The organism is Ruegeria sp. AU67 (assembly GCF_900312795.1).
Taxonomy (GTDB): Bacteria; Pseudomonadota; Alphaproteobacteria; order Rhodobacterales; family Rhodobacteraceae; genus Ruegeria; species Ruegeria atlantica.
In genome coordinates, this window is record NZ_OMPH01000030.1 from 275,686 (window position 1) to 296,963 (window position 21,278).

The 21,278-nt window shown below is 58.2% G+C and carries 21 protein-coding genes; 6 read left to right on the top strand and 15 right to left on the bottom strand.

The annotated features are described in order from the left end of the window. Window positions 1-25: 25 nt before the first annotated feature. Both DK510_RS18205 and DK510_RS18210 read right to left on the bottom strand, forming a co-directional pair. The gene (locus tag DK510_RS18205) at window positions 26-838 is read right to left on the bottom strand and encodes an alpha/beta fold hydrolase (protein WP_109313285.1); all 813 of its coding nucleotides are present in this window, start codon (window positions 836-838) and stop codon (window positions 26-28) included. Next, complete coding sequence (locus DK510_RS18210; RefSeq protein ID WP_109313286.1) at window positions 835-1,437, bottom strand: 2-hydroxychromene-2-carboxylate isomerase; 603 nt, start codon at window positions 1,435-1,437, stop codon at window positions 835-837. Before DK510_RS18210 ends, DK510_RS18205 begins: the two co-directional genes overlap by 4 nt. Window positions 1,438-1,544: 107 nt before the next feature. Between DK510_RS18210 and DK510_RS18215 the strand changes: the two genes are divergently transcribed. Beyond that, window positions 1,545-2,564, top strand: a complete 1,020-nt coding sequence (locus tag DK510_RS18215; protein ID WP_058275513.1) for a ribose-phosphate pyrophosphokinase — start codon at window positions 1,545-1,547, stop codon at window positions 2,562-2,564. 60 nt (window positions 2,565-2,624) lie between these two features. Next, the gene (gene rpiB, locus DK510_RS18220) at window positions 2,625-3,074 is read left to right on the top strand and encodes a ribose 5-phosphate isomerase B (RefSeq protein ID WP_109313287.1); all 450 of its coding nucleotides are present in this window, start codon (window positions 2,625-2,627) and stop codon (window positions 3,072-3,074) included. Window positions 3,075-3,130: 56 nt separating this feature from the next. Here the strand turns inward: rpiB and DK510_RS18225 are convergent, their stop codons facing one another. The 7 genes from DK510_RS18225 to DK510_RS18255 form a co-directional block, all read right to left on the bottom strand. After that, on the bottom strand, window positions 3,131-3,481 hold the full coding sequence (locus DK510_RS18225; RefSeq protein WP_109313288.1) for an H-type lectin domain-containing protein: 351 nt from the start codon (window positions 3,479-3,481) through the stop codon (window positions 3,131-3,133). A 116-nt stretch (window positions 3,482-3,597) separates the two neighbouring features. Further along, window positions 3,598-4,008 (bottom strand): F0F1 ATP synthase subunit epsilon, encoded by a 411-nt coding sequence (locus DK510_RS18230; RefSeq protein WP_109313289.1) that lies wholly within the window; start codon window positions 4,006-4,008, stop codon window positions 3,598-3,600. Window positions 4,009-4,020: 12 nt separating this feature from the next. After that, window positions 4,021-5,445 carry a F0F1 ATP synthase subunit beta gene (atpD, locus tag DK510_RS18235; protein WP_058275509.1) on the bottom strand — a complete coding sequence of 475 codons (1,425 nt, stop codon included), beginning with the start codon at window positions 5,443-5,445 and terminating at the stop codon, window positions 4,021-4,023. 20 nt (window positions 5,446-5,465) lie between these two features. Beyond that, complete coding sequence (locus DK510_RS18240; RefSeq protein ID WP_058276006.1) at window positions 5,466-6,341, bottom strand: F0F1 ATP synthase subunit gamma; 876 nt, start codon at window positions 6,339-6,341, stop codon at window positions 5,466-5,468. Window positions 6,342-6,356: 15 nt separating this feature from the next. Beyond that, on the bottom strand, window positions 6,357-7,895 hold the full coding sequence (gene atpA, locus DK510_RS18245; RefSeq protein WP_058275507.1) for a F0F1 ATP synthase subunit alpha: 1,539 nt from the start codon (window positions 7,893-7,895) through the stop codon (window positions 6,357-6,359). After that, a complete protein-coding gene (locus DK510_RS18250) occupies window positions 7,896-8,456 on the bottom strand; it encodes a F0F1 ATP synthase subunit delta (protein ID WP_058276054.1) in 561 nt (186 codons plus the stop codon). Between the two features lie 311 nt (window positions 8,457-8,767). Continuing rightward, window positions 8,768-9,502: a class I SAM-dependent methyltransferase gene (locus tag DK510_RS18255; protein WP_109313357.1), complete on the bottom strand. Its 735-nt coding sequence runs from the start codon at window positions 9,500-9,502 to the stop codon at window positions 8,768-8,770. A 61-nt stretch (window positions 9,503-9,563) separates the two neighbouring features. Between DK510_RS18255 and gloB the strand changes: the two genes are divergently transcribed. From gloB to DK510_RS18270, 3 genes are all read left to right on the top strand, one after another. Then, the gene (gloB, locus tag DK510_RS18260) at window positions 9,564-10,331 is read left to right on the top strand and encodes a hydroxyacylglutathione hydrolase (RefSeq protein WP_109313290.1); all 768 of its coding nucleotides are present in this window, start codon (window positions 9,564-9,566) and stop codon (window positions 10,329-10,331) included. 172 nt (window positions 10,332-10,503) lie between these two features. Continuing rightward, entirely contained in the window at window positions 10,504-12,828 is a 2,325-nt protein-coding gene (clpA, locus tag DK510_RS18265; protein ID WP_109313291.1) for an ATP-dependent Clp protease ATP-binding subunit ClpA, read from the top strand. 138 nt (window positions 12,829-12,966) lie between these two features. Beyond that, window positions 12,967-13,854: a YHYH protein gene (locus DK510_RS18270; RefSeq protein ID WP_109313292.1), complete on the top strand. Its 888-nt coding sequence runs from the start codon at window positions 12,967-12,969 to the stop codon at window positions 13,852-13,854. Window positions 13,855-13,879: 25 nt separating this feature from the next. Here the strand turns inward: DK510_RS18270 and DK510_RS18275 are convergent, their stop codons facing one another. The 3 genes from DK510_RS18275 to DK510_RS18285 all read right to left on the bottom strand — a co-directional run bounded on the left by DK510_RS18275 (window position 13,880) and on the right by DK510_RS18285 (window position 17,362). Then, entirely contained in the window at window positions 13,880-15,580 is a 1,701-nt protein-coding gene (locus DK510_RS18275) for a peptidoglycan -binding protein (protein WP_109313293.1), read from the bottom strand. Window positions 15,581-15,583: 3 nt separating this feature from the next. Then, window positions 15,584-16,762 (bottom strand): biopolymer transporter ExbB, encoded by a 1,179-nt coding sequence (locus DK510_RS18280; RefSeq protein ID WP_109313294.1) that lies wholly within the window; start codon window positions 16,760-16,762, stop codon window positions 15,584-15,586. A 69-nt stretch (window positions 16,763-16,831) separates the two neighbouring features. Beyond that, window positions 16,832-17,362, bottom strand: a complete 531-nt coding sequence (locus DK510_RS18285; protein ID WP_109313295.1) for a gamma-glutamylcyclotransferase — start codon at window positions 17,360-17,362, stop codon at window positions 16,832-16,834. 67 nt (window positions 17,363-17,429) lie between these two features. Here DK510_RS18285 and DK510_RS18290 point away from each other — a divergent pair, with 67 nt between their 5' ends. Then, the gene (locus DK510_RS18290) at window positions 17,430-18,431 is read left to right on the top strand and encodes a DUF2125 domain-containing protein (RefSeq protein ID WP_109313296.1); all 1,002 of its coding nucleotides are present in this window, start codon (window positions 17,430-17,432) and stop codon (window positions 18,429-18,431) included. On the opposite strand, the gene DK510_RS18295 is transcribed toward DK510_RS18290, so the two are convergent. From DK510_RS18295 to hisC, 3 genes are read right to left on the bottom strand one after another with little or no spacing between them, the layout of a single operon-like run. Next, the gene (locus DK510_RS18295) at window positions 18,428-19,279 is read right to left on the bottom strand and encodes an extensin family protein (RefSeq protein ID WP_109313297.1); all 852 of its coding nucleotides are present in this window, start codon (window positions 19,277-19,279) and stop codon (window positions 18,428-18,430) included. The two genes, DK510_RS18290 and DK510_RS18295, sit on opposite strands and share 4 nt — an antisense overlap. Continuing rightward, window positions 19,276-20,196 carry a prephenate/arogenate dehydrogenase family protein gene (locus tag DK510_RS18300; RefSeq protein ID WP_109313298.1) on the bottom strand — a complete coding sequence of 307 codons (921 nt, stop codon included), beginning with the start codon at window positions 20,194-20,196 and terminating at the stop codon, window positions 19,276-19,278. The genes DK510_RS18295 and DK510_RS18300 overlap by 4 nt, the downstream gene beginning before the upstream one ends. Further along, window positions 20,193-21,278, bottom strand: coding sequence for a histidinol-phosphate transaminase (hisC, locus tag DK510_RS18305; protein WP_109313299.1), 1,086 nt, complete (start codon window positions 21,276-21,278; stop codon window positions 20,193-20,195). Before hisC ends, DK510_RS18300 begins: the two co-directional genes overlap by 4 nt.

A 21,278-nucleotide genomic window follows, 5' to 3' on the forward strand; every position in this document is an offset into this window, starting at 1 on the left:
GGCGTCATCCTGTCCACAACATGGTTCAGGATAGACCACCCCAAAACTTTCGAATGACGGCAGCCGTCTGATCCGGGTGCGTGATTGGGACCATGTGGTCAGCACCCGAAACAACGCCCGTTCTGGCATTGGGAAGCCGCCGGGCAAGACCTTCTCCGATCGCGGACATGACGGGGTGCGTCTCAGACCCGCTCAGGATCAGAACCGGCATAGATGCGCGGTCCAGAACGCCTGGGTTCAGCATCCCCTGCTGATCAAGGAACAAAGCGTCATCAACGGCGGGCACAACGTGAATACCACGGATCATTCCCGTGCGTGTCCGCTCTGGCAACTCGGGCCATCGTGGGCCGTCCTGTGCGCCCCACATCCGGTTGAACAAACGGGCGGCCTGCTCAAAATTTCCGGCCGCGAGCGCATCAGAGACAGGTTTCGCCTCTTCATCATGTTGCCGCACCAAATCGGGCGTGTCCTGAATCGCAACCGCGAAGAACACTGGCTCGATCAGGACCGCACTGCGGACCAGGTCCGGAAACTCGACAGCCAGCCGAAGGGCTAGCATCCCGCCAAAGGAATGCCCGATCACGTCCATCGGTTCGGTCAAATGCGCGGCCGACAGTTGGGTCACTTGGTCAAAGAGATCCCCGTGCCCATCCCAGTCCGCGCTGCGGCCATGGGACGGCATGTCGGGGGCCGTAAATGTCGCCTCGCCCTCTAGAGCCGTCGCCAGCCCCGACCACGCCCCGGAATGCGCGATTGTGCAGTGCAGGGCGAGCACCCTGCGCGCGCCCTGCCCCAACGTTCTGACAAAAGTGTTGTCTGTCAGGGGGGTGTCCCTCACCCCTTCAGTTCCGACAAATGGCGGTCCAGATCATCCAGCCGGTCCTGCCCCCAGAACCGCTGATCGTCTTCGGTGATGTAAAACGGCGCGCCAAATACGCCGCGATCCACGGCCTCTTCCAGATTGGCGGCATAAGTTTCCGCGCCCACCAGAAGGCCGCTATCCGCCAGCCCCGGATCAAAACCAGCCTGTGTCAGGCAATCGCGGATCACGTCATCCTGCGCGATGTCTTTCTCCTCGGCCCAACAGGCCCGCACGAAGGAATGCGCAAGCTTGCCGACATCGCCTGATCCATCCTTGATCGCGGCAATGATCGCATAGGATGATGGCGCCGCATTGGTTGGCCAATGCGCGGGTTGCAGATTGAACTCCATACCAAGCTGCTTGGACTGTCGCTGTAGTTCCTGCGCCCGGTACTCGATCCGCGAAATATGGCGGTCCTTGGGTGGAGTGCCCCCCGTGCGCCCAAACAGGGCGACAATATCCAGCGGTTTGTAGTTGATCGTCGCGCCATGTTTCGCCGCAACCTCTTCCAACCGCATACCCGCCAGATAGGTATAGGGCGAGAGTGTCGCAAAATAGTAGTCAATCTGGGTCATCTGCACTTTCTCCGCTGCGTTATCTTTGCTGGACGTTAGACCCGTGCTAAGCGGTGTCAACATCACGAATCTGTCACATTGCCATTGCTGCCCGGGGACCTCAGCCGATGCCGACACTCAACGAACCCAAGCTTATCGCTGGGAACGCCAACCTTCCTCTTGCCGAATCCATCTCGCGACGCATGAGCCTGTATCGCGGCGTCGATCAGAATTTGGTCGATGCGCGGGTCGAGCGCTTCAATGACGGCGAGATTTTCGTCGAAGTGTTCGAAAACGTACGCGGTGAGGATATGTTCATTGTCCAACCGACATCGAACCCGGCGAATGACAACCTGATGGAGTTGCTGATCATCGCCGATGCACTGCGTCGGTCTTCTGCTCAGCGTATCACCGCCGTGATACCCTACTTTGGCTATGCCCGTCAGGACCGACGCACCAAGGCGCGGACGCCAATCAGCGCCAAGCTGGTGGCCAACATGCTGACCGGTGCTGGGATCGAGCGGATCCTGACCATGGACCTGCACGCAGCACAGATTCAGGGGTTCTTCGACATGCCTGTCGACAACCTTTATGCATCGCCGATTTTTGCGCTGGATGTGAAACACCAGTTCCAGGACAATCTGGACGAGCTTATGGTCGTATCACCTGACGTTGGCGGCGTTGCCCGCGCGCGGGAATTGGCCAAGCGCATCAACGCCCCCCTGTCGATCGTGGACAAGCGCCGCGAAAAGGCTGGCGAAGTGGCTGAGATGACAGTGATTGGCGACGTCAAAGACAAAATCTGCCTGATCGTCGACGACATGTGCGACACTGCCGGTACGCTTTGCAAGGCCGCTCAGGTCCTGCTGGATAACGGCGCGAAAGAGGTACATTCGTATATCACCCACGGTGTCATGAGTGGCCCGGCGGTCGAACGTGTGACGAATTCTGTAATGAAATCTTTGGTGCTGACCGACACGATCCAGCCTACCAAAGAGATCACCAACGCCAAGAACATCCGCATCGTGCCAACCGCGCCTATTTTCACACAGGCGATCCTGAACATCTGGAACGGAACAAGCGTGTCTTCATTGTTCGAGGACAAGACACTGACACCGATCTACGAGTCGATGTATCACATGGACTGACCGAGTTGGGCGGCGTAACAGCCGCCCTTTTTTGTCAACACAGCAAGACAGGACGTACCCGTGACAGCCTCAAAACGCATTGTTCTTTCCAGCGACCACGCGGCTATCGAGCTGCGCCAAGCGGTCGCCGACCACATCGCAGCGCAAGGCTGGGAGGTTGTCGATATCGGCCCCAAGACGCCTGAAAGCACACATTATCCCATCCACGGTAATGCTGCGGCTCAGGCCGTTGCCTCGGGCGATTGCCACCTTGGGATCGTACTATGTGGTACGGGTCAGGGGATCATGATGGCGGCCAACAAAGTTCCGGGTATTCGCTGTGGCGTATGTTCTGACGCCTTTTCGGCCCGCATGATCCGCGCGCACAACAACGCCAACATGCTGTCGATCGGCGCGCGTGTCGTGGGCGAAGGTCAGGCCCTTGATATCGTGGATGCTTTCCTCGGCACCGAGTTTGAAGGTGGCCGCCACGCAACTCGTGTGGACATGATCGAAGCGTCGGGCGAATAACCCGCCTTAACTATCCAGAGACCTCACATTGGCCCCCTGACAGGGGGCCTGTTGCGTTAAGAGATATTCCAATCGTCGTTATGGGGCACCTCTCCGATGGCGGTCCATGTGACCCGTATCCGGGCGATCCGCGTGTCCGACCATGTGCGGAAAACGGCGCTAAAACCCTCTGGCGTGATGTCTTCGGCCGTAACTTCGGCGCGCAGAGCGGAAGATGTATCCACATCCCACAAAGAGACACCGATCTGAACCACCGGATTTGATCGGAACGGTTGGTTGAACATAACGCTCGACCGCCGCTGGCGCGGTCCTTCGCCCGTCCACATTTCGCCACCATCGGCAAATTCGGAAAAAATAACTGCCTCGCCTTGGTCAATACCAATTGGATGGGTTCGAAACGTCTTCATTGATTTGTCTTTATCTATGTAATTCCGGACCTTAACCCGTCGCATTGATAAAATCACGATAAAAAAACGGCCCCGTGTTTACGGGGCCGTTTCTAACTGTCGGAATGCGGTGAGCCTTACAGGCTCATATGCGTTCCAAGGGCTTCCATGTCGGCCAGCAGTTTGGCAGCGTCATCGACAATTGTCTGATCATCGCCTGCCTTGGCTGCTTCGTGCGAAGCACGCGCCTCGGCGACCAGATCGTCCAGATGCGACTGTGTCACTTCGGCGACCGGAATGGCTTTTTCGGCCAGAACCGACAGGCCATCGCCATTGATCTGAGCAAACCCGCCGGTGACCAGATATTCACTGGACCCTTGGGGTGCCTCGACCTTCAGGATGCCCGGGCGCAGCGTCGTGATGGTGGGGGCATGATCAGGCATCGCCGTCATGTCCCCGTCCGCGCCGGGAAGCTGGACCGCGGTCGCGCTGAGCGAAGCAAGGCTTCGCTCGGGGCTGACGAGGTCAAATTGCATCGTGTTTGCCATCAGGTTTGCTCCTTAGGCAGCTTCTGCGGCCATCTTCTCCGCTTTGGCGATCACGTCGTCGATGCCGCCAACCATCAGGAAGGCTGCCTCGGGCAGGTGATCGTATTCGCCAGCCACAACGGCCTTGAACGACGCGATGGTGACATCCAGAGGAACCTGAACGCCGGGCGAGCCGGTGAAGACCTGTGCCACGTCGAACGGCTGCGACATGAAGCGTTCGATCTTACGGGCACGAGCCACGGTCAGTTTGTCCTCTTCCGACAGTTCGTCCATGCCAAGGATGGCGATGATGTCCTGCAGCGACTTGTAGCGCTGAAGGATCTGCTGAACGTCGGTCGCAACGGTATAGTGCTCTTCACCGACGATCGCCGGATCAAGCAGACGCGAGGTCGAATCGAGCGGGTCAACAGCCGGGTAGATACCCTTTTCCGAGATCGCACGGTTCAGAACGGTGGTCGCATCGAGGTGCGCGAACGACGTCGCAGGCGCGGGGTCGGTAAGGTCATCCGCAGGGACGTAGACGGCTTGCACGGAGGTGATCGAGCCCGACTTGGTCGAGGTGATCCGTTCCTGCATCGCGCCCATGTCGGTCGCCAGCGTCGGCTGATAGCCCACCGCCGAAGGGATACGGCCCAACAGGGCGGACACTTCGGAACCTGCCTGTGTGAAGCGGAAGATGTTGTCGACAAAGAACAAAACATCGGTACCGGTTGCGTCACGGAATTGTTCCGCAAGGGTCAGGCCTGACAGAGCGATCCGCATACGTGCACCCGGAGGCTCGTTCATCTGGCCGTACACCAGCGCGATTTTCGAATCTTCCAGCTTTTCGGGAACGATAACACCGGATTCGATCATCTCGTGATACAGGTCGTTGCCTTCACGGGTCCGTTCACCAACACCCGCGAACACGGACACGCCCGAGTGCACTTTGGCGATGTTGTTGATCAGCTCCATGATCAGAACTGTTTTACCTACGCCGGCGCCGCCGAACAGACCGATCTTACCGCCTTTGGCGTAAGGGGCCAGCAGGTCAACAACCTTGATGCCGGTAACCAGAACTTCGGATTCCGTTGCCTGATCCGAAAAGTCTGGCGCAGGCTGGTGAATGGCGCGCGTTTCTTTGGTTTCAACGGGGCCTTTTTCGTCGATAGGTTCGCCCACAACGTTCAGGATTCGTCCCAGTGTTGCGTTGCCGACCGGAACCGCGATCGGTGCGCCGGTGTCAGTTACAGCTTCGCCGCGAACCAGACCTTCGGTTGCGTCCATCGCAATGGTGCGGACAGTGTTTTCGCCCAGATGCTGTGCAACCTCCAGAACCAGCTTTTTGCCGTTGTTGGTTGTATCCAGCGCGTTCAGAATTTCTGGCAGCTGATCTTCGAAGTGCACGTCGACGACGGCCCCGATGATCTGTGTGACTTTGCCTTTTGCATTCGCCATGTTTCGTCTCCGGTTTGTCTCTACAGCGCCTCAGCGCCGGAAATAATTTCAATCAGCTCGTTGGTGATCACGGCCTGACGCGAACGGTTGAACTGGATCGTCAGCTTGTCGATCATCTCACCCGCGTTGCGTGTTGCGTTGTCCATCGCGGACATACGTGCACCCTGTTCCGAGGCTCCGTTTTCGAGCAGAGCCGAGAAGATTGCAGTCGCAACCCCCTTTGGTAGCAGATCGGCCAGAATGGCCTCTTCGCTGGGCTCGTAGTCGAACACGGCACCACTGTCGTCGCCCTCGGTATCCTCAAACGAGGCTGGGATGACCTGTTGTGCCGTCGGGATCTGGGTCACAACGTTGACGAACTTCGAGTAGAAGATCGTGGCAACATCGAACTCACCCCCATCGAAACGGGACAGGATGCCCTTGGCGATGTCTTGCGCGTTGGTGTAACCCAGACGCTTGACTTCGCTCAGGTCGATATGTCCAACGAACAGATCGCCAAGGTCACGCTTGAGCGCGTCGCGGCCTTTTTTGCCGACAGTCAAAACCTTGACCGTCTTGCCTTTCAGGCGCAGCTCTTCCGCTTTGACACGGGCCAGCTTGGCGATGCTCGAGTTGAAGCCGCCACACAGGCCGCGTTCAGCTGTCATGACAACCAGCAGGTGGACATCATCACTACCCGTACCACGGAGCAGCTTGGGGGCGCTGTCGCTGCCCCCGACCGATGCCGCCAGCCCCGCCATCACGGCATTGAACCGTTCAGCATAGGGACGCGAGGCTTCGGCAGATTCCTGGGCGCGGCGCAGTTTTGCAGCCGCGACCATCTGCATGGCCTTGGTGATCTTGCGGGTCGATTTGACCGACTCGATCCTGTTTTTAAGATCCTTAAGATTTGGCATGTGCCCGCCTCTCCCTTAAGCGAAGGTTGCGGCGTATTCGTCCAGCGCAGCCTTGATCTTGTCGGAAGCGTCGCCCTTAATCTTGGGATCTTCGTCGGTGATCCACTGAAGCAGGTCGGCGTGCTTGCCACGCAGGTGCGCCAGCAGGCCAGCTTCGTAACGGCCAACATCGGAAACGTCGATCTTGTCGAGGTAACCGTTGGTGCCGGCAAAGATGACGCAGACGATTTCAGCGTTGGTCAGCGGCGAGTACTGCGGCTGCTTCATCAGCTCGGTCAGACGCGCACCACGGTTCAGCAACTGCTGGGTCGCGGCGTCAAGGTCGGAACCAAACTGCGCAAACGCAGCCATTTCGCGGTACTGAGCCAGTTCCAGCTTAACCGGACCGGCAACCGACTTCATCGAGTTGGTCTGAGCCGAAGAGCCCACACGCGAAACCGACAGACCGGTGTTCACGGCTGGACGGATGCCCTGATAGAACAGTTCGGTTTCCAGGAAGATCTGGCCGTCGGTGATCGAGATCACGTTGGTCGGAATAAACGCCGAAACGTCACCACCTTGCGTTTCGATAACCGGCAGCGCGGTCAGCGAGCCAGCACCGAAGTCTTCGTTCAGCTTCGCCGAACGCTCCAGCAGGCGGGAGTGGAGATAGAAAACGTCGCCAGGATAAGCTTCACGTCCGGGCGGACGACGCAGCAGCAGCGACATCTGACGATAGGACACAGCCTGTTTCGACAGGTCATCATAGATGATCAGTGCGTGGCGGCCATTGTCGCGGAAGAATTCAGCCATTGCGGTTGCGGCATAGGGTGCCAGGAACTGCATCGGCGCCGGGTCGGACGCGGTTGCGGCCACAACGATCGAGTAGTCAATCGCACCGGACTCTTCCAGTTTCTTCACCAGCTGCGCAACGGTCGAACGCTTTTGGCCGATCGCAACGTAAACGCAGTACAGCTTCTTCGACTCGTCGTCGCCTGCTGCATCGTTGTAGGTTTTCTGGTTTAGGATGGCGTCCAGAGCAACGGCAGTTTTACCGGTCTGACGGTCACCAATGATCAGCTCACGCTGGCCACGACCAATCGGGATCATCGCGTCAACCGATTTCAGGCCGGTTGCCATCGGTTCATGAACCGATTTACGCGGGATGATGCCCGGTGCTTTGACGTCAGCAACGCCACGCTCGGTGGATTCGATGGGGCCTTTGCCGTCCAGCGGGTTACCCAGACCGTCAACAACACGACCCAGCAGACCGTTACCAATCGGAACGTCCACGATCGAGTTGGTGCGCTTGACGATGTCACCTTCTTTGATGTCACGGTCGGAACCGAAGATAACAACACCAACGTTGTCGCTTTCCAGGTTCAGCGCCATGCCCATGATGCCGCCGGGGAATTCGACCATCTCACCCGCTTGCACATTGTCCAGACCGTATACGCGGGCAATCCCGTCACCGACGCTCAGCACGCGACCGATTTCGGCCACTTCGGCTTCCTGACCAAAATTCTTGATCTGGTCCTTCAGGATTGCAGAAATCTCTGCAGCTTGGATTCCCATTTATCCGACCTCTTTCATTGCATTCTGTAGGGAGTTGAGCTTCGAACGGATCGAGCTATCGATCATCTTCGAGCCCACTTTAACGACAAGACCGCCAATGAGGCTTTCATCAACGGTCGCATTTATTGTCACGGTCTTGCCCACACGCTCGGACAGCGTCTTGGACAGTTTTTCCAGTTGTGTCTTAGTCAGCGCCTTGGCCGACGCGACATCGGCGGTCACTTCGCCACGTTCGTCCGCCAGCATGTCGCGCAGAACCTGCACCAACTCGGGAACGACGAACAGACGGCGCTTCTGAGCCATCAGAGCCAGCGTGTTACGCATGATGGCGTGCAGACCCATTTTGTCAGCGATTGCGGTAATGGCGCCTTCTTGTTCGGCACGCGAAACCAGAGGCGATGCGATCAGGTCGCGCAGTTCGGCGCTTTCGCCCAATGCTGCTGCCAGATCGTTGATTCCGGTTTCCAGACCTGCGAGGTCATTATTCTCTTTGGCGATCTCAAAGATCGCGGTGGCATAGCGCTTGGCAATGCCTGTGGAAATCGAAGCTGGTTCGGACACGTCCACCCTTCCGATATTTTGGGCCCCGAATTCGCGTTGCGGCAGCTACCCCGGGGGCGTGAAGAAACCCCGGCCAGACGGTCGGGGATCAAAATCACCGGGGATGTAGCAGAGCCGAACCCAGCTAGCAATATATTATCACGGCAACAGGTTTATCCACAAAGTGTTCAATTTCAATAACTTAAGGATGGTGCGACCCTTTTATCCGGCTGAAACAGACGAAAAATGTTACGAAAGTGTAGGTTTTTGCGATTCCTGTGTCCTTTTTCCCTCAATTTTTGCGAATTGAAGAGGGGAAATGACCGGGCTGCTCAGGCTGGTTTCAGAAGGCCATCAAGCGCCTTTATCGGACGACGTTCGGCATCCTTTGCAACACTGCCGCTGGGCGGTCGGATGTGTTTTGTCACCTCAACCATAAGCACTCCGCCTGCCATGACTGTTGGCAGCCTTTGGCCAGTCTTTTCGATCAGGCTCGCCGATTTCAGCCAGAAACGACGGAATGACGGCGGCAGATACAGAGCCGAGCAATGACTTTCCGGGATGAAGTGATGCGCCTTGAGCTGACTTTCCAGCTGCGAGGCTGTGTACGGTCGGCCAAAGCCAAACGGGGTCTTATCCGTCCGCGACCACAAACCAGCCCGATTGGGCACAACAAAGAATGCGCGCCCCCCTGGCCCCAACACGCGCCAGCACTCATTTAGCAATTGGCTGGGCCGCTGCGAGGTTTCAAGCCCGTGCATCACAATCAGCTTGTCGACATGACCTGTTTCAATCGGCCACAGGGTTTCTTCGGTCAGAACCGACACATTGGGCATTCCGGCGGGCCAGGGCATGACGCCTTGCGGGCCTGGCATCAAACCGATCACGCGGCGGGCGTCCGCAAGATAAGGACGCAGCAATGGAACCGCGAAGCCGAATCCTGCAACCGTTTGCCCCTTGGCCTCGGGCCATTGCTCGATCAGTCGCCCACGGATCGCCGCCTGCGCGGCACGACCCAGAGTGCTGCGATAGTAGAAGTTCCTCAAATCCTGCACATCAAGATGCATTGCAGACACCCGGTCAATCGGCTTAGCTGGGCGCAGTCTAGCAACGAAAGGGCAAAAGGCCATGCCTCTTGAGGTCGTTACCATCCCATGTCTCAGCGACAATTACGCATTTCTGGCGCATGACGCCGCAAGCGGCAATACCGCACTGGTCGACGCGCCCGAAGCCGGACCCATTCTGGCCGAGTTGGACAAGCGCGGCTGGACATTGTCCCATGTTCTTCTAACCCATCACCATTGGGACCATGTGGATGGCCTGTCTGCCATTTTGGAAAGACATCCGGCCAAAGTTGTTGGCGCGGCCGCCGATGCGCACCGCCTGCCCCCACTGGATAAGCAGGTCAGCGACGGCGATACATTTGAATTCGGAAGCGAGCAGATTCGGGTGCTGGATGTGTCCGGCCATACTGTTGGCCATGTCGCCTTTTACATGCCGAACAGCGCAGTTGTTTTCACCGCGGACAGCCTCATGGCATTGGGGTGTGGGCGCTTGTTCGAAGGCACGGCGCCACAGATGTGGGCCTCGCTCGGCAAGTTGGCCGCCCTTCCCGATGAGACAATCGTATGCTCCGGCCACGAATACACGCAATCAAACGCAAAATTCGCGTTAACCGTCGATCCAACCAATGCCGCACTGCAAAAACGCGCTGATGATATCAACCGCGCGCGCGCTGCCGGAGAACCCACGGTTCCTTCGACGATGGCGCTGGAAAAGGCCACAAACCCGTTCTTGCGGGCCGCTGACCCGGCGATTCAGGCTCATTTGGGAATGCAAAATTCAGACCCCGCAGAAGTTTTTGCTGAAATTCGGACTAGAAAAGACAGCTTCTAGTACCCAAATTGTCTTCCTCACGGCCACGGTCACGTGAAATGTGACTGTCAAGAGCAAGAAAACCCTTGAAGCCGGGCCACGATCAACCAAACTCTAATAGTATGAGGACATGGTTGGGATGGGGTTCCGGCCGAAGCCTGCCCCTTTCGACCCAAGACAGAGGAGCACCCGCGTGCCTTCATTCTCGAGCACATTAGAACAAGCCATCCACGCGGCCTTGGCGGCTGCGAATGAACGGCGTCATGAATTTGCCACGCTAGAGCATCTGCTTCTGGCGTTACTGGAAGAACCTGACGCCATACGCGTCATGAAAGCCTGCAGCGTCGATCTGGAAGAACTGCGCAGCACTCTAGTTGAATTTATTGACGAAGACCTGTCCAATCTGGTCACGGATATCGACGGTTCCGAGGCCGTGCCAACGGCCGCTTTCCAGCGCGTCATACAACGCGCAGCGATCCACGTCCAAAGCTCGGGCCGGACCGAAGTGACCGGCGCAAACGTTCTGGTCGCCATCTTTGCCGAACGTGAAAGCAATGCCGCCTATTTCCTGCAAGAGCAGGACATGACGCGCTATGACGCGGTAAACTTCATCGCGCACGGCGTGGCCAAAGACCCTGCCTACGGCGAAAACCGCTCGGTATCCGGCGCGGATCAGGTCGAGGAAGAAGCTCAACCTGGCGTTACCGACGGCGAACAAAAGGAAAGCGCGCTTGGGAAGTACTGCATTGACCTGAACGCTAAATCGCGCGCAGGCGATGTCGACCCGTTGATCGGTCGAGCTGACGAGGTTGAGCGTTGTATTCAGGTCTTGTGCCGCCGCCGCAAGAACAACCCGCTGCTGGTGGGTGATCCGGGCGTGGGTAAGACCGCCATCGCCGAAGGCCTGGCACGCAAGATTGTTGGCGGCGAAGCGCCAGATGTGCTGTCTGAGACCACAATTTATTCTCTCGACATGGGTGCTCTGCTGGCAGGTACCCGCTATCGCGGCGACTTCGAGGAACGCCTGAAGGCGGTTGTGACCGAATTGGAGGACCACCCCGACGCGGTGCTGTTCATTGACGAGATTCACACTGTGATCGGTGCCGGTGCCACCTCGGGTGGTGCGATGGATGCGTCGAACTTGCTGAAACCTGCCCTGCAGGGCGGCAAACTGCGCACCATGGGCTCGACCACATACAAGGAATTCCGTCAGCATTTTGAGAAAGACCGCGCGCTGAGCCGCCGGTTCCAGAAGATCGACGTAAGCGAGCCTTCAGTCGAAGATAGCGTGAAAATTCTGCGCGGTCTGAAGCCTTATTTCGAAGAACATCACGAGATCAAATACACCGCCGATGCCATCAAGACCGCAGTGGAACTATCGGCCCGCTACATCAACGACCGTAAACTGCCCGACAAGGCCATCGATGTAATCGATGAGGCCGGTGCGGCGCAGCACCTGGTGGCTGAGAGCAAACGGCGCAAGACCATCGGGGTCAAGGAAATCGAGGCGGTCGTCGCCAAGATCGCCCGCATCCCGCCCAAGAACGTCACCAAAGATGATGCCGAGGTGCTGAAAGATCTCGAGGCCTCGTTGAAACGTGTTGTATTCGGCCAGGATCTGGCAATCGAGGCGCTGTCCAGTGCGATCAAACTGGCGCGTGCCGGTCTGCGTGAACCTGAAAAGCCCATCGGCAACTATCTGTTCGCTGGCCCGACCGGTGTGGGTAAGACCGAAGTTGCGAAACAGCTGGCGGATACGCTGGGTGTAGAACTGCTGCGCTTTGACATGTCTGAGTACATGGAGAAGCACGCCGTCAGCCGTCTGATCGGCGCGCCTCCGGGCTATGTGGGCTTTGATCAGGGCGGTCTGCTGACCGATGGCGTCGACCAGCATCCGCATTGCGTGCTGCTACTGGATGAAATCGAAAAAGCCCATCCGGACGTGTTCAACATCCTGTTGCAGGTGATGGACCACGGTGAGCTGACCGATCACAACGGACGTACGGTGAACTTCCGCAACGTGGTGCTGATCATGACCTCTAACGCGGGTGCACAAGAACAGGCCAAGGCCGCCATCGGCTTTGCCCGTGACCGACGCGAGGGCGAGGATACGGCCGCAATCGAGCGTATGTTCACCCCCGAATTCCGCAACCGCCTGGACGCTGTGATCTCATTCGCGCCACTACCGAAAGAGGTCATCCTGCAAGTGGTCGAGAAGTTCGTTCTGCAGCTTGAAGCGCAATTGCTGGATCGCAATGTGACCATCGATCTGACCCCCAAAGCCGCCGCGTGGCTGGCGGAAAAAGGGTATGACGACAAGATGGGTGCACGTCCTCTGGGTCGTGTCATTCAGGAACACATCAAGAAACCACTGGCCGAGGAGTTGCTGTTCGGCAAGCTGGCCAAGGGTGGTGTGGTCCGCGTGTCTGTCAAGAAGGGCGATTTGAACCTGGATATCCTTGGCCCCGATCAGCCAAGAATTCCGGGCGACAAACCTCCGCTTTTGACCGCGGATTAAGACGCCGCATTCGCCTAACAAGTCTAATCGCCCGGTTGTTCAGCAGCCGGGCGATTTCGTTTCGGCCACAAACTTTTTCGACGGAATAGCCAATCCTGCGCGTTTCATTATCACTGATGAATTGCAAAGGGGATTTTGATGACCAAAACCGTCGCCGTTTGGAGCGTAGCATTCGCCCTTTCCGCCGTTGCCGCCATAGCAACCGCTCAGCACAGATTTCGATATCACGACGAGACAGAAACGCAGCCACTGCGCCTGCAGGCCGCAACGATTGATCCGGGGCACAGCCACTCTGAAATCTCTGAGACCAGCAAAAATATACACGTCTCGGCCAACGGGATCCCCGATCACCTTGTCGGGCGCTTTCCAAACCAAGGCAACCCGCACAGCATTTCCGAGCAGCACGTCAACTTGAAAGTACCGACGAACCCGAAATCCAATCGATCCACCACCCCGCTTGAAATGGGATGGAATTTTGGAGTGTCTCTGAACGGCGTCGTGTTCGACCCGTTGGCCGCTGAGTTCTGGCAGGGCAATCCCCGCTCAGGCTGGTCCTACAATGCGCTTGGGGGCGCGGTCACTTTGGGGTTCGACGAAAACTATGCCCATGTGCAACCCAATGGAAAATATCATTACCACGGCATCCCCACGGGCTTTATTGAGCTGCTGAACTATAAACCCAGCCGACATTCACCGCTGATCGGATACGCGGCAGACGGCTTCCCGATTTACGCATTGACCGGCGTTTTGGATGGGAAAGTGACGCAAATGAAGTCGTCGTACAGATTGAAAAGCGGCAACCGCCCTGGAGGAAGCGCACCCGACGGAAAGCATGATGGCACGTTCAATGAGGACTACGCTTATGTAGCAGGCGCCGGAAATCTGGATGAATGTAACGGAGCCTTTACGATTTCGCCTGAATATCCATCTGGAACGTATGCCTATTTCCTGACCGAAAGTTACCCGGTCGTCCCGCGCTGCTTTGCGGGTAAGCCAGATAACAGCTTTCGGTTTGGTCGTCGCTGACCCGTCCCTTAACGAGTGTCTCGGTTTACCTTTCGGTGAGTTTCAGCTCGATCCGGCGGTTTTGTGCCCGGGCCTCCGGGGTGTCTGCCGGGTTTACGGGCTGGAACTCACCAAAACCGTTTGCGGCCAACCGGCTCGGCGGGATGCCCAGCGCATCGACCATGTAGCGCACGACGGACAAGGCGCGGCCCTGACTAAGCTCCCAATTGTCGCGATAGCGCCCGGACCCGGCAAGTGGCACGTTATCGGTGTGACCATCGACGCGGATCACCCAGTTCAGGCCTTCGGGAATTTCAGCCGCCACGCTGCGCAGGATATTGGCCACTTTGGCGATGTCCTGCTGCCCGGCCGGTGACAAGACAGCCGAACCCGTGTCAAACAGGACCTCGGACGAGAATACAAAACGGTCGCCTTCGATCCGAACGCCCTCCTCATCCCCAAGCACGTCGCGCAGTCTTCCAAAGAACTCTGACCGATAGCGTTGCAGGTCTTCGGCCTGCGCGGCCAGTTCCTGATTTTGTCCAGACAGAGCTTCTGCCTCGGCTTCAAGCCGGACACGCTCAGCCTCTTCCAGCAGGCGCCGGCGACGTTCTTCCGAGGCCGCGCGGGCCAAAGCTGCGTTCAGGTCCTGACCCAGGGTCTGAATTCGAATGTCCGAAGCGGCGTTGCGTTCTTCATAGTCGTCCAACAACGCCTGCAACCCGCCAAGTTGTTGGCGCAGCGCCGCCATCTGTTGATTCAACAACGCCGTCTCTCGCTGCGCTTTTGCGGAAATCGTTTTCTCCGCCGAGATCGCTTCACGGGCCACAGCCAATAGGTTTGCACGCTCTTCGGCTAATGATCGCTGCGATTGTGCCTCGGCCTGTGCCTCGGTCTGCGCAGCCAAAGCGGCTTGTAGTTGCGCCTGCAACTCGTCCGCATCCAGCGCGCCGAACTGGCGCTCAAGCTCGGCCCTGGCGGCTTGTGCTGCGGCAAGCAGGGTCAATGTATCCTCAGCTTCTTTGCGCTGTGCTTCCAAGGCCAGTGTCATTGCTGTCAACTCGGCATCTGCATCCTGCAGACGGTTGCGCAGGTTCTCGGCAGCTGCAGCTTCGGCTAGCTTGGCGGCCTCTTCCGCACTGATCTGTTCTTCCAGTTCACTGATCCGGGTGGATTGCGCCGCGTCGCTTTGTTCAAGATCCGCAACCAACGCCTCCAGCGCCTCGCGTTGGGCGGCAGCCAGCCGGGCGGCTTCGGCCTGTTCGTCGATCTCAGATCGGCTTTGCGCCAGTGCGAGGTTCAGCGCCTCTTGGTCCTCCAGCAACTTGGCGCGCTGGGATTCCAGTGTTGCAATAGCACCGCGCGCCCGCTCCTGATCCGTCAGAAGTGCGGCGACCTGCGCCTCGAAATCCGTGATACGTGCCTGCGACAAGGCCAGGTCCACTTCGGCCCGCGCCAGCGTATCTTCAGTTTGCGACAGGGTCGTGTTCAACGCGCCAAGACGGGCCTCCAGGCGGTTATTCTCACGCTCCTCCAATCCCAATGCCCCGGCCAGCGCTGCGACTTCGTCCGACAGGGCGGTCAATTCGTCCTCTTGCCCGGAAATGGTTTCGCGCAACACGAACTGCACCACCATAAAGATGGTCAGAACGAAGGTCAGCACCATCAGCAAACCGGTGATCGCGTCAACAAAACCCGGCCAAACCGAGCCCTGAAAACGCTGACCTGTGCGACGGGACAGAGCCATGGATTACTCTCCTTCCGGAGCGGTGCGCACGGCGCCTCGGGGCAATGTCAGAGCTTTGACCAGCAATTCGATATCCTTGCGCAGTTCGCTCATGCTTTCCTGACGACCGGCCGAAATTTCTTCGAGGATACGCAAAAGTTGAACGTCCATCGACCGCAGGCGCATCCGGCTTTCGGCGTCAATTCCTTCACCCGTGCCCTGATCACGCATGTGATCCAGAAGGGCGTCCTGCCCAAGGGCCACGCGTTCCAATGCGGCTGTCACCCCTTCGGATTCAGACTGTCGCACATTCATCTCACCAATCGCGTCGACCAACTGGCCCAGTTTGACCGACACTGCAGCGCGATCAGCCTCATGCCCTGAAAACAGGTCCTGCAGCGCATCCATCTGTTCGGACATCGCGTCCAGAACTGGGGTCAGAACCGCAATTTCCGCCCCACTTTCCTCAGCTGCGGCAAAGCCAACACGGGTGATTGAGGACAACCATTCCTCAAGCTCACGATAGAACCGGTTCTGGCCGTGACCAGCGAATAATTCCAGCAAACCGACGATCAGAGATCCGGCAAGGCCCAAAAGGGACGAACCGAATGCCACGCCCATTCCTTGTAGCTGGGCCTCAAGCCCCACCATCAGGCGGTTGAACACGGCCAGTCCTTCTTCGCCCTCTTGCGGGTTCAGGCTGCGGATCGTGTCGACAATAGCTGGGACAGTGGTCGCCAGTCCAAAGAACGTGCCCAAAAGGCCCAGATAAATCAGGACATTGGTAATATAGCGCGTGATCTCACGCTCTTCCTCGACGCGTTCCGCGACCGAATCCAGGATCGACCGGGTCGAACTGGAACTGATCTGTGACCGTGCACCACGTTCGCGCAGCAATGAGGCCAAAGGTGCCAGCAATTGCGGGGTGCGCGCGTCCTCGCGGACAACGCCGCCAACAAAAGCCTCGATCCAGCGCACCGAGCCAATCAGCTGTGTCACCTGAAAGAAACAGGCAAAAACGCCGATTATGAAAACCAGGATGATAAAGCCGTTCAGGTACGGGTTGGCCTGAAACACCGGCAGCACATAAGGCAGCGCCATAAAGACGCCCAAACCCGCCAGGCCAATTGCGACCAACATCATCACAATCTGACGAATGGGATGCGAGAAATGGGGTCTCGCGCCCTGATGTGCCTGCGCCATGCGCGTGTTTCCCGGTTTTTGCCTGCTCTGGCTTGAATCTAGCCAAAATCCGCCGGTGACGCCAAGGGTTTATGCTGTGATACTGCGTACCCGTTGCGCTAACCACTCAAGATCAGGATCGCGCAGGTCGATCTCGGCCAGATGTTCCGCAGTATTATACAGATATTCCGTATTCGGTCCGCGCCCGCCAATCGCATGTGCAATGATCTGCGCCTGCTCCTCTAACGGCATGCCACCACAGTATTGGACATGTTCTGCGTCGATCACATAAGTCACGGCGGTGACGACTTCGCCGTTGTTCAAATGCACATCAAGGTTTTTCTCGACATAAGCTGACGAAATCAGCTCGCGCTCGCGCAATTCATGCAAGGTGCGCTCTTCATGGCCGACTTCGACCGCGAGTGCCAAGCCGGTGCAATTGGCATCGGCCTGTTCGTCCAGTGCCAGTACAAGGCCGGGGTGTTCTTCGGTGCCGCGGTGGTGAATTGAACTCATGCAGAATGACCGGACATACCCATGCAGCGTGGCGTGTTCGCTGCGCGCCACCGGAAAGCCCGGATTCCACAGCAGCGATCCATATCCGAAAACCCACATCGTCATAGCTCTGGTCCTTGCCCGTTTCGGCCTATAAACATCAAATTCAACGCGGGAAAAAGGGCCAACTGCCATGCGCGGTCTAATACGAGTAGTCATTTTCTTAACGGTTATCTGGAGCGCCTATTGGTTCGTCGCCGGATTCGGATTGCGCAATGCAATCACCGCTTGGTTCGACAAACAGCAGGAACAGGGTTGGCAGGCGGATTTTTCGGATGTTTCAACGGCGGGGTATCCGTTGCGCCACGTTACGCGCCTGAACAGTCCGGCGCTGGCTGATCCAGTCAACGGCACCGCATGGAGCGCCGATTGGATTGAGTTCCAAAGTCCTGCAATCTGGCCTGGACGCCAGGTGCTGCGCTTTGCTGACACCCCCCAGCGCCTGTCCTATTTCGATCAGACGGCGACCATTGAAGCCAGCGATCTGCAAGCCGAGCTGCAGCTGCAACCCGGTGTGGCGCTGGTGCTGGAAAAAATGGCTTTGACCGCGGATTCATGGTTGATCACTGATGATGCCGAAGCGCTGGCTGGCGGCGATACGCTGACAGTGGTTATGGAACAGACTTCTATTCCGGTGACCTATGCCATCGGTGCCCGTATAGACGGGTTCACCCCGGGTGACGGTCTGCGGGAACTGATGCGATCGGCCACCACATTGCCGCAGGCGTTTGAGACGCTCGAACTGGACATGACAGCTACGTTCAACAAGCCGTGGGACCGCACGGCTCTGGAACAGGGCAGACCGCAGCCGGTAATGATTGACCTGAACCTCGCCGAGATGAAATGGGGTGCTTTGCGTTTGTTTGCAGCGGGTGAGCTCGATATCGACCACCAAGGCATCCCAACGGGCGAAATTGCGGTCAAAGCTGAAAACTGGCGCGACATGATTGCCATGGCCAATGCCGCAGGCGCCCTGCCCGATCAGGCGATTGATCCGGTGACACGCGCGCTGAATTTCATGGCCGGGCTGGGCGGCAATCCAAATGCGCTGGACTTGCAGCTTAACTTCCGCGACGGATTAGTGGCGCTGGGGCCTTTGCCGCTGGGGCCTGCCCCCCGCCTGATCCTGCGTTAACGGCAGTATGGCCCGCGACGGTGGCGGGCTGTATCCAGATGGAAATGATCCCGGTGATACCGGTCCGCGTTTGGCCCCAATACGGTGCCAAACGGCCCGCATGCATCGCGCCAGATCTTGACCAGTTGTTTTTGCGATGGGTTCTTGCGCCAGCCATTCAGGACCGTCACAACCTCTCCATCGGCCATCTTGAAGGCCGAGATATCAATCGCGCGGCCTTTTCCATGTTCGGAAATGCGGGCGCCCTTGCGGTTGTTGCGCGTCCGGCACGCGTAGTGTGCGGCAACTTGCAATTGAACCACAGGCCCGCGTCGCTTGAACGTCGGCTTGACCGTTTTCTCAACCCATTTGTTCAGCGCAATTGCCGTTCCACAATCCATCGTGGAGGGACGGCTAAGCGTCACACCTGAGACCGAGGTGATCTGAACAGCGTCCTTGATCCCACACGCCTTGATCTTACCGGGTACAGTGCCGACTGGCTTGCCCTGAATATTGATGTCGCCGCATACCGATCCCTTACGCAGCTTACGCTTTTTGAACAGCGCCTCCTGCTCAAGGGCTTTGGGCCGCAGGTACGGCATCAGCGACGTGTCTGGTCCAAGCAGGGGCAGGTCTGCAGGACGGGCCGCGACCGCCAAAACCTGCGGCGACGCTGGCCGCAACTCCGGGCGTATCGTCGCCGAGGGCAGTTGAGGCAATACCGCGCTGCTGAGAACGATCTGTTGCGGGACCAGTACAGTGCCAGGCCGCGACAACGGTACTAACGAGCGTTCCAGTGAACCAGCCTGAGTCGATGCTGCGCAAAGCGCTGCAAATGCAATCAGAGTGGTTCTCCAGCCCCGTGTCATGGGTTCGTTTTCCCCCGTCCGAAATCTGGCGCATCCGTGTCCTGCCCGGCATCAATGATGCCGCGTCGGATCGCGCGTGTACGGGTGAAATAGTCGAATAGTTGCTCGCCGTCACCTGTTCTGATTGCGCGCTGCAAGGCAAACAGCTCTTCGGTAAACCGGCCAAGGATCTCTAGCGTCGCTTCCCTGTTGGTCAGAAACACGTCACGCCACATCGTCGGATCCGAGGCTGCAATGCGGGTGAAGTCCCGGAACCCCGCAGCGGAATACTTGATAACTTCGGTGTCGGTGACCCGACGCAGATCATCCGCCACGCCAACCATTGTGTAGGCGATCAAGTGCGGCGCGTGCGATGTTACGGCCAGAACCAGATCATGGTGATCCGCGTCCATTTCATCAACGTTTGACCCCATGCCTTCCCACATCGCTCGCAGGCGGGCAATCGCGTCCGGATCAGAGCCTTCGACCGGAACCAACAAGCACCAGCGGTTGTCAAACAGTTCGGCAAATCCCGATTCCGGGCCAGAATGCTCGGTCCCCGCCAATGGGTGCGCGGGTATGAAATGAACGCCATCAGGGATTTCCGGCCCAACGGCTTGAATAACGTGGTGCTTGACCGAGCCGACATCTGTCACTGTCGCCCCAGGTTTCAATGCGGGCGCAATATTGTTTGCAACAGCCCCCATCGCGCCGACAGGGACGCAGAGCACGACAAGATCCGCGCCCTCGACCGCCTCTTGCGCGCTGTCGCAAACCCGGTCGCACAGGCCGATACGACGGGCCGTTTCGCGGGTGGCTTCGGACCGCGCATAGCCGGTCACCTCGCCCGCAAGCCCGGCGCGTTTGATCGCCCAGAACATTGACGAGGCGATCAGGCCCAGCCCGATCAAGGCCACACGGTCGTAAACTTGGCTCATGCGGCGCCTCCTTTGAACGCAGTGATGGCCGCAACAACGCGGCGGCAGGCTTCTTCGTCGCCCACGGTGATCCGCAGGGCGTTTGGCAGGTTGTAGCCCGCCACGCGGCGCACGATCAAACCCTGGGTCTTGAGATAGTCGTCACACGCCTCGGCCTCGGCCTGGTCGGCAAAGCGGGCGAGGATGAAATTGGTGCAGGACGCATCCGAGGGCACGCCGATCTTGTCCAGTTCTTCCGACAACCACACCCGCAGGCGCGCATTTTCGGCCTGGCAGAAGGACAGGAATTCCACGTCATTCACCGCAGCCTCTGCAGCGGCCAACGCGGTCAAGGACAGGTTGAACGGCTGACGCACCCGGTTCAGTACGTCGATAATCGACTGCGCGGCATAGCCCCATCCGACACGCATTCCACCCAGACCGTACACCTTGGAAAAGGTCCGCGTCATAATCACGTTGTCAAACTGATCCACCAGCGATGCACCACCGTCGAACCCATCGACAAACTCGGCATAGGCCCCGTCGATCACCATCAGGCAGGTCTTGGGCAATGCCTCGGCCAAACGCAGCAATTCAGCCTCGGGGATCATGGTCGAGGTCGGGTTGCCCGGGTTGGTCACGAACACGATCCGGGTCTGGTCGCTCACGGCGGCCAGAATGTTTTCGACATCCACGTGGCGATTCCGCTCGGCCACCATCACCGGTGTCGCGCCGGCCATGCGGGCGATGATCGGGTACATCGAAAACCCGTGCTCGGTATAGATGACCTCATCCCCCGGGCCCGCATAAGCCTGAGCGATGAATTGCAGCACTTCGTCACTGCCAACACCGCAGATAAGCCGCGCAGGGTCCAACCCGTGCCGTTCACCAATCGCTGAGCGCAGGCTTGCGTGATCGGTACTGGGATACCGATGCAGCGTCGCCGCACTATCGCGAACTGCCTCAATCGCCTTGGGGCTGGGACCGAACGGGTTTTCGTTGGAGCTGAGCTTGATCACATGCTCTACCCCCGCCACATGCGACTGGCCGCCCTGATAGAGCGCGATGTCCATAATGCCGGGTTGCGGGGTGATCTTGTTCAT

Bases quoted from the DNA above. Each gene is read 5' to 3' on its own strand.
- DK510_RS18225 (WP_109313288.1), bottom strand. From the start codon at position 3,481: ATGAAGACGTTTCGAACCCATCCAATTGGTATTGACCAAGGCGAGGCA.
- DK510_RS18230 (WP_109313289.1), bottom strand. From the start codon at position 4,008: ATGGCAAACACGATGCAATTTGACCTCGTCAGCCCCGAGCGAAGCCTT.
- DK510_RS18295 (WP_109313297.1), bottom strand. From the start codon at position 19,279: ATGACACGGGGCTGGAGAACCACTCTGATTGCATTTGCAGCGCTTTGC.
- DK510_RS18240 (WP_058276006.1), bottom strand. From the start codon at position 6,341: ATGCCAAATCTTAAGGATCTTAAAAACAGGATCGAGTCGGTCAAATCG.
- DK510_RS18270 (WP_109313292.1), top strand. From the start codon at position 12,967: ATGACCAAAACCGTCGCCGTTTGGAGCGTAGCATTCGCCCTTTCCGCC.
- gloB (WP_109313290.1), top strand. From the start codon at position 9,564: ATGCCTCTTGAGGTCGTTACCATCCCATGTCTCAGCGACAATTACGCA.
- DK510_RS18300 (WP_109313298.1), bottom strand. From the start codon at position 20,196: ATGAGCCAAGTTTACGACCGTGTGGCCTTGATCGGGCTGGGCCTGATC.
- atpA (WP_058275507.1), bottom strand. From the start codon at position 7,895: ATGGGAATCCAAGCTGCAGAGATTTCTGCAATCCTGAAGGACCAGATC.
- hisC (WP_109313299.1), bottom strand. From the start codon at position 21,278: ATGAACAAGATCACCCCGCAACCCGGCATTATGGACATCGCGCTCTAT.
- atpD (WP_058275509.1), bottom strand. From the start codon at position 5,445: ATGGCGAATGCAAAAGGCAAAGTCACACAGATCATCGGGGCCGTCGTC.
- DK510_RS18285 (WP_109313295.1), bottom strand. From the start codon at position 17,362: ATGACGATGTGGGTTTTCGGATATGGATCGCTGCTGTGGAATCCGGGC.
- DK510_RS18275 (WP_109313293.1), bottom strand. From the start codon at position 15,580: ATGGCTCTGTCCCGTCGCACAGGTCAGCGTTTTCAGGGCTCGGTTTGG.
- DK510_RS18255 (WP_109313357.1), bottom strand. From the start codon at position 9,502: ATGCATCTTGATGTGCAGGATTTGAGGAACTTCTACTATCGCAGCACT.
- DK510_RS18215 (WP_058275513.1), top strand. From the start codon at position 1,545: ATGCCGACACTCAACGAACCCAAGCTTATCGCTGGGAACGCCAACCTT.
- DK510_RS18280 (WP_109313294.1), bottom strand. From the start codon at position 16,762: ATGGCGCAGGCACATCAGGGCGCGAGACCCCATTTCTCGCATCCCATT.
- DK510_RS18210 (WP_109313286.1), bottom strand. From the start codon at position 1,437: ATGACCCAGATTGACTACTATTTTGCGACACTCTCGCCCTATACCTAT.
- DK510_RS18290 (WP_109313296.1), top strand. From the start codon at position 17,430: ATGCGCGGTCTAATACGAGTAGTCATTTTCTTAACGGTTATCTGGAGC.